We start from the raw sequence: 12444 nt of genomic DNA, 5'->3' as shown, positions 1-12444 counted from the left end.
GGGAGGTTGACATGAATTTTGAATTGACAGAGCAACAGAAGCAGATTCAATCCGCCGCACGCCATTTTGTGGACGAGCTACTGATTCCGTTGGAACCTGAATTATTGCGTAACGAGCGTGAGGGAAGACCCGGGATCGAACTTAGACAGATTAGAGAGCTTCAACAAAAGGCGAAAACACAGGGCCTATGGGGTATTGAGACACCAGAAGAGTATGGGGGAGCAAATCTTGGAACGGTCACTAGTGCACTCCTGAAAATGGAGCTAGGACGCACGTGTATTCCGTTTGTCTTTGGAGGGGAAGCGGACAATATCCTGTACCTTTGCAGCAAGGCACAGCAGAGCAAGTATTTGCTTCCCGTTATTGCGGGTGAGAGGCAGTCCTGTTTTGCGATAACAGAGCGTTCGGCAGGTTCCGATGCAAGTCGAATTCAGATGAGGGCTGAACGTGTGGCGGATGGATGGGTACTCAATGGGGAGAAAGTATTTATCACAAACGGAAACGAGGCGGATTTTGCGATTGTTTTTGCAGTGACTGATGTCCAGGCTGAGCCTGGCAAAGGGATCACTTGCTTTCTGGTGGACCGGGACATGGGATGGACGTCAGAGCCGATTCCTACGATGGGGGGGGATAAAAGTCCTTCTGTACTTACGTTTAACCAAGTGTTCGTGCCAAACGGAAATGTGCTCGGTGAAGAGGGGCAGGGATTAACAACAGCAATGCAGTGGATCAGTCGAGGGCGTTGGGTGATTCCGGCTATTGCTGTGGGTGCGTCTGGCAGACTGATCCATATGGCCATTGACTATGTTAAAGAGCGGTCGACATTTGGAGAGCAATTGGCAAGTCGGCAGAGCATCCAATGGATGATTGCCGACTCTGCGGTTGAGCTGGAGGCTCTGAAATGGCTGGTATTATATACCGCTTGGAGGGTGGATCAGGGACTGGATGCAAGACATCATGCGACGATGTCCAAGTTGTACGGTGCAGGTAGAGCAAACGATATTGTGGATCGGGTCCTTCAGATTTTTGGCGGAATCGGATATTCGAAGGACTTGCCGATCGAGCGTTGGTATCGGGAAATGCGAGTATGGAGAATCTTCGAGGGCACAGACGAGATTCAACGCATGATTATTTCCCGCAATCTACTCAAGGGTCATGTCCGAATCGGAGAGTGGGATTAACGGGCCATGTAACGAACGGATCCTTCATAGGCCAGCAAGTCAGACGGAACACCCGCTCGATGTTCAACATAGACTGTGATACTGCATTCCAGATGGGAGAGGTTATCCGTGTCAATGACACTTACGAGGACACGGACGACGTCCCCTTCCATTACAGGTGAGCGAAATCGGTATTTTATATCGTATAGAATCCAGTTATCCAACTCCAGCATTTGTAGTCGGTTTCCAATCATGCCACCGATAAGCATACCTTGTGCAATTCGGCGAGGTGCACCTGCTTCATGTGCTTTGACAACGTCCAGGTGAATTGCGTTGTTATCACTCGATGCGGCTGCATAGTCCATGAGCATAGCGCTGGTTATGGTTCCAAGACAAGCGTCGAACAGGAGCTCACCAGATGAGGGACGGTGTTTCCCATCCCAATGATAATAAATCTCCGAAGGATATTGCGGATACACAGGCTCGAGTTCGGAGTACGAAGGCTGCAACGCTGGAGAGTCCAGAAGTATTAATGTGGTGTTAGCAACGAGTACGGGTTGTTTCATGACGTCCGTAACCTTCATTGTACAATCAAGCAGATGGATGTTCCCCAGAGATCCAGTTGTTTTACGTACGTTTGCAAGTTCAATCCGGTAAAACAAAGCTGCATCATACTTCAATTTACGTTCGTATGTAAAAGATTGTTGGCCATGAATCATAATTTTTTCAGGTATGTCCATCCAGGGTAAGTGTGTCTGTTGCCACCATATCATCGGAAAGGTGAGAGGAATGGATCTTGCGTCGGGACGAAATTGTTCTGGAAAGCCTTGCGTGAACTGGACAATCTGATCTGTGGTAATAACCATTTTCTTGGGAGGAGTAGATACTCCGATCCACGTTTGGTAATCCATAGCTTGCATCTCTCCTTTGACTGACCATGTTTTGTATTATAGCGAAGACAGTTAGAATCATAAATGTTTTATCGCAGAATATTCTTTTTTTTAAAATAAAGGTACACAAAAGATACATAATGAACTAAAATGAACTTATATGAACATGTTCAAACTCAATCCCAACTAATTTAAATGACGAAAGGAATGGATGAATAATGGAAAATCGTTATGCTGCACATCCCAATGAAGTGAAAACGTATGATACATCTCGCCTGCGTGAGGAATTTTTGATGGAGCAACTGTTTGCAACCGATGAATTGGTAACGGTATATTCTCATGTGGATCGTTATATTGTGGGAACGGCTGTACCTGAGAGCAAGGACATTACCCTTGAAGTGAACCTGAAAGATATCGGAACGAACTTTTTCCTGGAACGTCGTGAAATCGGTATCATTAATGTAGGTGGTCACGGAACAGTAACGGCGGATGGACAAGGTTATGAGATTGGAGCGAAGGAATGTCTCTACATCGGCAGAGGTGTGAAGGAAGTTGTGTTCACGAGCAGTGACAAGGCTCAACCTGCCCAATTCTATTTCGTATCCACACCGGCTCACCATACCTATCCAACAGTAAAAGCAACGCAAGAACAAGCTCAGCCGAATCATCTGGGCAGTATCGAAACTTCCAATGAGCGTACAATCTATCGTTACATTCACCAAGGTGAAGGTGGAATTCAAAGCTGTCAGCTGGTGATGGGTATTACGGAACTTGACAAGGGTAACATGTGGAACACCATGCCTGCACATACCCATAACCGCCGTTCCGAAGTATACTTGTACTGGAACTTGCCTGAAGACGGCGTTGTATTCCACATGATGGGTGAGCCGAATGAAACGCGGCATCTGGTTGTACGTGATCGTCAGGCGATCATTTCCCCAAGCTGGTCCATTCACAGTGGTGTGGGCACAAGCAACTACACCTTCTGTTGGGCGATGGCTGGTGAGAACCAGACGTTCGAAGATATGGACGGCGTAGCGATGAAAGACCTGAAATAATAAATTACAGATGTCTGAGTTAATTTGACAGAGTAGACACTTGAACTTATTCTTATTTATTTAACTCAGGTAGTATAGGAAGTTGATTAGGATGAATCCATTGAAAAGACATGAAAAAATCATGGAGGCTCTGCTGGAGCGCCAGGAAGTAACCGTCAGTGATCTGAGTGAGTTACTGCAAGTGACTGGGAAAACAGTGCGAGAGGATCTCGACAAGTTGGAGAGTATGGGATTGCTCGTACGTGTCCATGGTGGTGCTATGCTGGCTCAGAATGACCAGTATGGCATCTTGAATAGCCGCGGAATTACCGAGAAGCATCATTCGGAGAAAACGGAGATTGCTGAACGTGCCCTGGCTTACATTCGACCTGGAGATATCGTTGCTCTTGATGGTGGCAGCACTACGCTGGAGATGGCCAAACGTCTCGATAATCAGCCACTGACGGTCGTGACCAATGACTTGTTCATTATTGCGGAGTTGACCAAGAAGGAGCAAGTGCGACTGGTTGTGCCTGGCGGGGCTCGTGTACGGAATATGCTGGTGGGGGATGATACAGCTGCCTTTATCTCCGGTCTTAACATTCATAAAGCCTTTATATCCACGACAGCCCTTCATCCGGAATTTGGATTATCCATATACACGGGAGATCTGGTTCCTTTGAAAAAAGCAATGATATCTGCCTCGCAGCAGGTATACGGCGTTGTGGATCATTATAAATTCGGACAATTTGCACTGCGAACTTTCGCCAAGTGTTCGGAACTGGACTACATTATCAGTGACGGTCGTCTGGATAAAGAGACAGCTGCCTTATACGAGCAGAGCGGTGTCACAGTGGATTATCAAAGTTAACCTCATGTATCATTCACGGGATTAAAGAAACGTTAGGAGCTATTGTTTGCACATCAAACCATGCGGAGGAATCATTCATGAACCCATTTGATTTAAGCGGACAAGTTGCACTGGTGACAGGTACCTCGGGAGGACTTGGACAAGGGATGGCCATTGGCTTGGCAGAAGCAGGTGCTGATGTGGTGCTGGTCTCTTATTCCAAACCTGCGGAAACGGCAAGTGCGATTGAAGCACTCGGACGCAAAGCTTATGTGATTGAAGCGGATTTAAGTCGTGAAGATGAGTTGTCGGCTGTGTTCGAACAGGCGCTTGCATTCCAGGGCAGAATTGACATTCTCGTCAATAATGCCGGAATCATTCGCCGCACACCTGCGGCTGATCATGCAGGACAGGACTGGCACGATGTAATTGGTCTCAACCTGAACACGGTATTTTTCCTGAGCCAATTGGCTGGCAGACATATGATTGAACGCGGAAGTGGCAAGATCATTAATATTGCATCCATGTTATCCTATCAAGGTGGAATTAATGTACCTGGTTATACAGCCAGTAAACATGGTGTTGCGGGTTTAACCAAAGCACTCGCCAATGAATGGGCAGGGAAAGGAATCCAGATTAACGGTATCGCACCCGGTTATATGGAAACGGATAATACTACCCAGATCCGTGCGGACGAGAATCGTTACCGGGATATTACAGCCCGTATTCCTGCGGGGCGCTGGGGAACACCTGAAGATCTGAAAGGCCCGGTTGTCTTTCTGGCATCTGCCGCTTCGGATTATCTGAATGGTCATGTGCTGAATGTCGATGGCGGCTGGATGGCACGTTAATCGCTTGATCATCGGATTAGCATAAGGAGGCAGTGAGATGAAACTTGGTATTCTGGCACATACATTTGGTAAACAGCCTACAGCACAGCTTGCGCAGACGATTGCGGATAACGGATTCAATTCCGTACAGCTGGCGCTTGCCAAAGCATTATCCGATGTGGACTCATCGAATGGCAAGCTGAGCCCCGGGTTGGCGAATGAGATTGGAGATCAATTTGCACAGCGCGGGGTGAAGATTGCGGTACTGGGCTGTTATATTAATCCGATTGACCCTGATCCCATAAGCCGGCGGGCGGACATTGATCGATTCAAGGAGCATCTGCGTTATGCCCGGGATTTTGGTTGCAGTATGGTAGCAACGGAGACCGGAAGCTTGGACACCTATCAGGGTACACATCCGGATGGATATGAAGAAAAGGCTTGGAGTGTGCTGAAAGAAACGGTGGAGGAGTTGACTGAGGAAGCGGAGAAGTGGGGCGTGCATGCGGCAATTGAGCCTGTGTCCACACATACCCTTCATACTCATGAACATATGACCCGTTTGTTTGAAGAGATCCCTTCATCCAATCTGGGGATGCTGTTCGACCCGTGTAATCTGATCAAATATCCACATGCAGCAGATCAGGGGGCTTTCTTGCGCGAGGTGATGGAATCGCTGTATCAGCGCATGATTGTAATTCATGCCAAGGACGTAGCCTTCGATGCACAGGGAGAAAAGTTCAATCCTGTGCCTGGTGCAGGCATACTGAATTATCCGTTATTTTTTGAATTGTTAAAAACGTACAAGCCGCATATCAATATTTCACTTGAAGGTGTAACTGCAGAGGAAGCTGTCCCTGCGGCCGAACATTTGCGTGAAGTATGGAATGCAGTTCGGGTCTAACTAAACCCTGGATGAGGTATGGCATACCGAAGCCAGAGTAGCTGAAAAACCTTTGCGAGGGCAAAGGTTTTTTTTGGTACAGAAATCAATAATGTACATATTTAATTTTTCTTATCGGAACAATCGGAAATAAGTCTTTTCAAATGCGACATCTTGTGAGAGAATATGGAAAACATATGCCATCATGAGAAGACATTAGAACTTAAAGAACGTATATATCGAGGGAGGATTCAGATTTATGTCAAACGAACGTGAGCTTTCATTTGAAACATTGGCAATTCATGCAGGTCAGGAGATTGATCCAACCACCAACGCACGAGCAGTTCCTTTATATCAGACAACATCCTATGGATTCAAGGATACCGAGCATGCAGCTAACCTGTTTGGTTTGAAAGAGTTTGGCAACATCTATACTCGTCTGATGAATCCAACAACCGACGTGTTCGAGCAACGGATTGCGGCGTTGGAAGGCGGAGCTGGCGCGCTGGCTACAGCTTCTGGTCAAGCAGCCATTACGTTTTCACTTCTGAATATTGCTGGTGCAGGTGATGAGATCGTGTCTTCGGCGAGTTTGTATGGAGGTACATACAATCTGTTCTCGACGACTTTGCCGAAATTGGGTATAGACGTGAAATTTGTGGATTCCAGTGATCCTGAGAATTTCCGGGCAGCGATTACGGAGAAAACGAAAGCATTGTATGCCGAAACGATCGGTAATCCGAAGGGGAATGTTCTGGATATTGAAGCGGTGGCAGCAATCGCTCATGAACATGGAATTCCTTTGATCGTGGATAATACGTTCCCAAGTCCGTACCTGCTTCGTCCAATCGAACATGGAGCAGATATTGTCGTTCACTCTGCAACGAAATTTATTGGGGGTCATGGTACATCCATTGGTGGCGTTATCGTGGATAGCGGAAAATTTGACTGGAAAGCAAGTGGCAAGTTCCCTGGATTGACGGAGCCGGACGCCAGTTATAATGGTGTTGTATATACGGAAGCGGTTGGACCGATTGCTTATATTATCAAAGCTCGTGTACAACTTTTACGTGACTTGGGTGCAACAATCTCTCCATTTAACTCCTGGTTGTTGCTGCAAGGACTGGAGACATTACATTTGCGGGTAGAGCGTCATAGTAGCAATGCTCTTGCGGTTGCTGAATTCCTTGAGAAACATGAGGATGTGTCTTGGGTAAGTTATGCAGGTCTGCCGAGCCACGGTTCTTACGAGATTGCCCAGAAGTATCTGCCAAGAGGGCAGGGTGCCATTCTGACCTTTGGAATCAAAGGTGGTGCGGAAGCGGGTCGCAAATTGATTGAAAGTGTCAAACTGTTCTCTCACCTTGCGAACGTCGGCGATTCCAAGTCACTGATCATTCACCCGGCAAGTACAACTCACGCGCAGTTGACCGAAGATGAACAAACTGCCGCAGGGGTTAATCCGGAGTTGATTCGTCTGTCTGTGGGCACCGAGAACATTCAAGACATTATCTATGATCTGGAGCAAGCCATCAAAGCGAGTCAGCAATCCAGCGTAGGGGTTTGATTTTCTAATTCTTTGGGCAGCCTGTTCTTGCTGAGACATTCTCTTTACAGTTTCAACCTTGAGTTATATAATGACGGTAATTGTATACCTGTTTACCCGGAGGAGTCTGCCAACAGCGGACTCTTTTTACGTTTTTTAGACAAAGGGAATTAGGAGACTGACTCAAAAGATGACGCTGTTATAAAATTAGCAACAACAGGAGCCTATGATATGTTATCTAAAAAGAAATTACTATTTACCCAAAAACTCAGTTTGACTTCTTCAAGAATAATTTTGTTAGGCTTTGCTATCCCCATATTACTAGGTGCTGTTCTACTTTCACTGCCTGTGTCCTCTGCAACCGGGGTTAGTGTAGGCTGGTTAAATGCCCTTTTCACTTCAACTTCCGCAGTATCCGTAACAGGGCTTGTAGTCCTTGATACGGGTACCGACTTTTCGCACTTTGGACAGATGATAATTCTGCTTTTGATTCAAATTGGCGGATTGGGATTTATGACTTTTGGTGTGTTAATAGCCGTGATCTTGGGGAAAAAAATTGGATTAAAGGAGCGCCTTCTTATTCAACAATCTTCAAACGCTGTTACTACGCAAGGCGTTGTCCGTTTATCACTGAATATCTTCCTCATTGCTTTGATTGTTGAAACTCTTGGAGCAGCTATATTAGCTATTCGGTGGGCAGGAGATTTGGGAGTAGCCAGGGCTATATATTATGGAGTATTCCATTCCATTTCTGCGTTTAATAATGCAGGATTTTCGTTATGGTCAGATAGCTTAAGCCGTTATGTAGGGGACCCATTAGTTAATATCGTGATATCCTTTTTGTTTATCATCGGCGGGATCGGATTCACTGTAATTCTGGATTTGTATCGTAAAAGAAGGTGGAAAGACCTTAGCTTTCACACGAAAGTCGTTTTGTTAACTTCGGGTATCTTATGCCTTGCAGGCTTTCTGGTGACATTCACGATTGAACTTTTTAATACCCAAACATTCGGTGCACTCTCTTGGAGTGAAAGAATTTGGGCTGGATATTTTCAGGGTGTAGTTACACGAACCGCCGGATTTAATTCCATCGACATCAGTATGATGCTGCCTGCTTCCCTGTTTTTCATGATTTTATTGATGTTTGTTGGTGCTTCTTCCGGTTCAACAGGAGGGGGGATTAAGACAAGTACCTTTGCTGTACTGTTATTAAGTATCATGGCGACGGTTAGAGGGAAAGAAGATGTACAGCTATTAAATAAGCGAATCCCTCAACAGATTATTTTCAGGGCACTTGCTGTATTGACCATTTCTGCGAGTGTTGTTTTACTTTCTACATTCCTTCTTACCATTACAGAATATTCCCATCATACTAATTTTTTGGTGCTACTCTTCGAAGCAACATCTGCATTCGGCACAGTAGGTATGTCTATGGGAGTTACGCCAGAACTTTCAACAGCAGGGAAGTTGATTATCATTGTTACGATGTATATAGGCAGATTGGGGCCACTAACCCTTGCATTCGCTTTGGCACAGAAAACCGTTAAACAAAAACATCGTTATCCAGAGGATAAGTTACTCATTGGATAATATATCTTGAGCTAACACAAATGTTAATTGAGCATTATTAGGATTTGTGAATAAAACTCTATATAGCTTTATTAAAATACTCTGTCATGTATGTGACAGAGTATTTTTATGGATCGATATGAGTTGAACTAAAATAACCCGATCTTAATGCGATCTTAATGCTTTCAGTCGTTTTCGTAATACGGTACTGATTTTGCCCATGATATAATTGAACTTGAGAGAATACAACAGAAGGTGGGCACAGAATGTCAATCCAAAAAAACGATGCTGCGTCCATACTTGAACAAATGATGGGCTCGTCTGTAGGGAAAAGAAGAGGGAAACTGAAAATTTTCATTGGATATGCACCTGGAGCCGGAAAGACCTGTGCCATGCTCACTGACGCTCGTAAGGAGCAAAAAGAGGGCATGGATGTCGTAGGCGGATGTATTGAAGATCATGACCGACCGGATACTGCTGCGATGTTAGAAGGACTTGAGGTTCTTCCCCATATGGAGATTTCAGGTGGAGAATCATTTATCCAAGAATTTGATCTGGATTATGCGCTCCAGAGAAGCCCTGAACTTATTTTATTGGACGATCTGGCCCATGCGAACATGGCGGAATGTCGTCACAAAAAAAGATATCAGGATGTGGAGGAGCTTCTTCGCGCAGGAATTCATGTATATGCGACGATGAATGTGCAGCAGATCGAAAGCCTGGCTGATATTGTCTACTCTATTACTGGTGTTCCTGTTGATGAACGGATACCAGATAGCCTGTTTCATAGTGCCGATCAAGTGGAATTTGTGGATATTGAACCAGATGATTTGATAGATCGTTTGAATAAAGGAAAAATATATCATGAAATGGAAAATGCACAAGTGGATTTGTTCACCAAGGAGAAGCTGACAGCTCTAAGAGGAATCGCTTTGCGTATTACAGCGAGCCAGTTGAATCGAATTGCAATACAAATCAGTTCACAAGCGAAAAAAAATGAATATGATTCAAAAGAACATATCGTAGTCTGCTTGTCTTCCGCTGCTTCCAATAAAAAAGTGATTCGAACGGCTGCGAGAATGGCAGCTGCTTTTCATGGGTATTTCACGGCGATTTTTGTGGAAACACCAGAAACTAAAGAATTGACTCAAAAAAATAGAACAGAGTTAAGAGAGAATATAAGACTTGCAGAGCAAATGGGTGCCCAAATCGCAACCATGTATGGAGATGATATTGCAGGACAGATTGCTGAATACGTCAAAACAAGTCGTGTATCTAAAGTTGTTCTGGGGCGTTCTCCTTACAAAAAGAGAAGATTGGCAAACGTTAATGTGGTTGATAAGTTGACCGCCTTGCTCCCCAATACAGAAATTTACATTATTCCATATACACAGTCTTTTATTTATAAACCTATTTACGCCAAATACCCAAAGCTATCGCTTGCTGATCTCACCCGAACCGTTGTTATTTTGGGGATATGTACAATCATTGGCTTGTGGTTTAAGGATCTGAACTTTCGAGAAGCGAATATTATTACCGTGTACATTCTGGGTGTTTTGTTGCACGCCATTGTGACCAAGGGGAGATGGTACAGCACCCTTTTCTCAGTCATGAGCGTGCTTGTATTTAATTATTTCTTTACCGAACCTTATTTTTCTCTGAAAGTGTATGATTCAGGTTATCCGGTTACCTTTTTGGTCATGCTGGCGGCTTCATTCATTACGAGTACTCTGACTATGCAGGTAAGAGAGCAGGCTCGGCAATCCGCTCAAAAAGCCTATCGTACCGAGGTGCTTCTGGAAACAAGCAGGAAATTGCAGCAGGCCAAAGACTCCTCGGCGATCATTAATGAAATGGCACATCAAATGGTGAAGTTGCTGGACAGAACGGTCATTTTTTATTCCGTCGAGGTAGATGGGTTGTCAACGCCGCAGGTTTTTCCGAAGAAAGAACCTGCGTCTGATCAAGGGAACTACACGGGGGGCAACGAACGTACTGTTGCTGAGTGGGTGCTTAAGAACAACAAGCGTGCAGGAGCCACCACCGATACGTTTTCTAGTGCGAAATGCCTGTATCATGCGGTACGTGGAGGGGAGCAGGTTTTTGCTGTAGCTGCTATTGTTATGGAGCATGAAGAACCTTTGGAAGTTTTTGAAAAGAGCTTGATGATTGCAATGTTGGGAGAGTGTGCATTAGCGTTGGAGAAAGAAAAACTGAACGAAAAACAGAAACAAATCTCCATACAAATTCAGCAGGAGCAACTTAGGGCTAATCTGCTTCGATCCATTTCCCATGATTTACGCACCCCTCTTACAAGTATTTCAGGTAACGCTGGAATTCTTCTAAAGAACTCTACAGTATTGAACGAGGAACTGAAAAGAGGTCTGTATACGGATATATATGATGATTCCATGTGGCTGATCAATTTGGTGGAAAATTTGCTTTCGATTAGTCGAATCGAAAATGGTACACTGAATCTGAATTTTCAGGCAGAATTAATAGAAGAAGTGATTTCGGAAGCCTTGCTGCACGTGAATCGCAACAGTGAGAGACATATCATTCAAACAGAATTAGAGGACGAATTGATGATGGCCAGGATGGACTCTCGGCTTATTGTTCAAGTTTTGATCAATATTGTTGATAATGCCATCAAATATACCCAAGATGGTTCTCATATCAAGATTTCTGCAAGACGCGAGAGACAAAGCATCGTTGTTGAAATTTCCGATGACGGCCCGGGGATTCCAGAAGAAGCCAAGGCCAGACTGTTTGAAATGTTTTATACGGTAGATAACATTCATGGAGATCATCGCCGCGGATTAGGACTGGGACTTTCATTGTGCAAATCAATTATAAGTGCTCATGGGGGAACCATTGGAGTTGAAAATGCTGTCCCTCAAGGGACTGTTTTTTACTTTACTCTGAAAGCTGAGGAGGTGAATGTGTATGAATAAACCTTTGATTCTTGTCGTAGAAGACGACAAACCCATCCGTAAACTGATTACGACTACTCTTGAGACACAAGGTTATAAATATCATACAGCCGAAACAGGACAAGCTTCCATTCTGGAGGCGGTATCCAGACAGCCGGATCTAATGATTCTCGACTTGGGATTACCGGATATGGATGGAGTGGATATTATTAAGAAGCTTCGGGCTTGGTCGAATATGCCGATCATTGTGGTCAGCGCACGAAGTGAGGATCGAGACAAAATCGACGCACTCGATGCCGGAGCAGACGATTATTTGACAAAGCCTTTCAGTGTGGAAGAACTTCTGGCCAGACTCCGGGTCAGCTTAAGACGAATTCGGTATGACAATGACAGACTTTTGAAGGACGCATCCAGCTTTATCAATGGCAGTTTGAGGATCGATTACGCAGCGGGATGTGTATGGATTAGTGATACAGAGGTTCACCTGACGCCAAGTGAATATAAACTTCTTTGTTTATTAGCGAAAAATGTAGGTAAGGTATTGACTCATAATTATATCATACAAGAAATCTGGGGTAGCCATAGTTATGATATTCCTGCTTTGCGTGTGTTTATGGCGACGCTGAGAAAGAAAATTGAGAAAACAACATCACCGCTAAAGTTTATTCAAACGCATATTGGAGTCGGTTACCGTATGTTACAGGTGGGTGAGGATAGCTGAAACTTTAAATGATCAGGATGACTGA

Annotated in this window: 10 protein-coding genes; 9 read left to right on the top strand and 1 reads right to left on the bottom strand. The window is 44.7% G+C overall.

What is annotated here, in order from left to right:
* The first annotated feature begins 11 nt into the window (after positions 1 to 11).
* Entirely contained in the window at positions 12 to 1181 is a 1170-nt protein-coding gene (locus ABTV53_RS24055; RefSeq protein ID WP_091019278.1) for an acyl-CoA dehydrogenase family protein, read from the top strand.
* On the opposite strand, the gene ABTV53_RS24050 is transcribed toward ABTV53_RS24055, so the two are convergent.
* Positions 1178 to 2071, bottom strand: a complete 894-nt coding sequence (locus tag ABTV53_RS24050; RefSeq protein WP_433747268.1) for a MaoC/PaaZ C-terminal domain-containing protein — start codon at positions 2069 to 2071, stop codon at positions 1178 to 1180. The two genes, ABTV53_RS24055 and ABTV53_RS24050, sit on opposite strands and share 4 nt — an antisense overlap.
* Positions 2072 to 2268: 197 nt before the next feature.
* On the opposite strand from ABTV53_RS24050, the gene kduI reads away from it, so the two are divergent.
* The 8 genes from kduI to ABTV53_RS24010 all read left to right on the top strand — a co-directional run bounded on the left by kduI (position 2269) and on the right by ABTV53_RS24010 (position 12419).
* Entirely contained in the window at positions 2269 to 3108 is an 840-nt protein-coding gene (gene kduI, locus ABTV53_RS24045; RefSeq protein ID WP_036606918.1) for a 5-dehydro-4-deoxy-D-glucuronate isomerase, read from the top strand.
* Positions 3109 to 3199: 91 nt separating this feature from the next.
* On the top strand, positions 3200 to 3958 hold the full coding sequence (locus tag ABTV53_RS24040; protein WP_433747264.1) for a DeoR/GlpR family DNA-binding transcription regulator: 759 nt from the start codon (positions 3200 to 3202) through the stop codon (positions 3956 to 3958).
* 77 nt (positions 3959 to 4035) lie between these two features.
* On the top strand, positions 4036 to 4788 hold the full coding sequence (kduD, locus tag ABTV53_RS24035; protein ID WP_062836432.1) for a 2-dehydro-3-deoxy-D-gluconate 5-dehydrogenase KduD: 753 nt from the start codon (positions 4036 to 4038) through the stop codon (positions 4786 to 4788).
* Positions 4789 to 4825: 37 nt separating this feature from the next.
* Positions 4826 to 5671, top strand: coding sequence for a sugar phosphate isomerase/epimerase family protein (locus ABTV53_RS24030; protein ID WP_433747261.1), 846 nt, complete (start codon positions 4826 to 4828; stop codon positions 5669 to 5671).
* Between the two features lie 238 nt (positions 5672 to 5909).
* Positions 5910 to 7217, top strand: a complete 1308-nt coding sequence (locus ABTV53_RS24025) for a homocysteine synthase (RefSeq protein WP_433747258.1) — start codon at positions 5910 to 5912, stop codon at positions 7215 to 7217.
* 210 nt (positions 7218 to 7427) lie between these two features.
* On the top strand, positions 7428 to 8786 hold the full coding sequence (locus tag ABTV53_RS24020; RefSeq protein WP_433747255.1) for a TrkH family potassium uptake protein: 1359 nt from the start codon (positions 7428 to 7430) through the stop codon (positions 8784 to 8786).
* Positions 8787 to 9031: 245 nt separating this feature from the next.
* Positions 9032 to 11719, top strand: a complete 2688-nt coding sequence (locus tag ABTV53_RS24015) for a DUF4118 domain-containing protein (RefSeq protein WP_433747252.1) — start codon at positions 9032 to 9034, stop codon at positions 11717 to 11719.
* Positions 11712 to 12419: a response regulator gene (locus ABTV53_RS24010; protein ID WP_433747250.1), complete on the top strand. Its 708-nt coding sequence runs from the start codon at positions 11712 to 11714 to the stop codon at positions 12417 to 12419. Before ABTV53_RS24015 ends, ABTV53_RS24010 begins: the two co-directional genes overlap by 8 nt.
* Positions 12420 to 12444 lie beyond the last annotated feature (25 nt).

The sequence above is a fragment of the Paenibacillus amylolyticus genome (assembly GCF_050990605.1).
GTDB lineage: Bacteria > Bacillota > Bacilli > Paenibacillales > Paenibacillaceae > Paenibacillus > Paenibacillus amylolyticus_H.
The sequence above is the reverse complement of the archived record's forward strand: the minus strand, read 5'-3'. Positions and strand labels throughout refer to the sequence as shown.

Coding starts and splice junctions, on each gene's coding strand:
- ABTV53_RS24055 (WP_091019278.1), top strand. CDS start 12: ATGAATTTTGAATTGACAGAGCAACAGAAGCAGATTCAATCCGCCGCA.
- ABTV53_RS24050 (WP_433747268.1), bottom strand. CDS start 2,071: ATGGATTACCAAACGTGGATCGGAGTATCTACTCCTCCCAAGAAAATG.
- kduI (WP_036606918.1), top strand. CDS start 2,269: ATGGAAAATCGTTATGCTGCACATCCCAATGAAGTGAAAACGTATGAT.
- ABTV53_RS24040 (WP_433747264.1), top strand. CDS start 3,200: ATGAATCCATTGAAAAGACATGAAAAAATCATGGAGGCTCTGCTGGAG.
- kduD (WP_062836432.1), top strand. CDS start 4,036: ATGAACCCATTTGATTTAAGCGGACAAGTTGCACTGGTGACAGGTACC.
- ABTV53_RS24030 (WP_433747261.1), top strand. CDS start 4,826: ATGAAACTTGGTATTCTGGCACATACATTTGGTAAACAGCCTACAGCA.
- ABTV53_RS24025 (WP_433747258.1), top strand. CDS start 5,910: ATGTCAAACGAACGTGAGCTTTCATTTGAAACATTGGCAATTCATGCA.
- ABTV53_RS24020 (WP_433747255.1), top strand. CDS start 7,428: ATGTTATCTAAAAAGAAATTACTATTTACCCAAAAACTCAGTTTGACT.
- ABTV53_RS24015 (WP_433747252.1), top strand. CDS start 9,032: ATGTCAATCCAAAAAAACGATGCTGCGTCCATACTTGAACAAATGATG.
- ABTV53_RS24010 (WP_433747250.1), top strand. CDS start 11,712: ATGAATAAACCTTTGATTCTTGTCGTAGAAGACGACAAACCCATCCGT.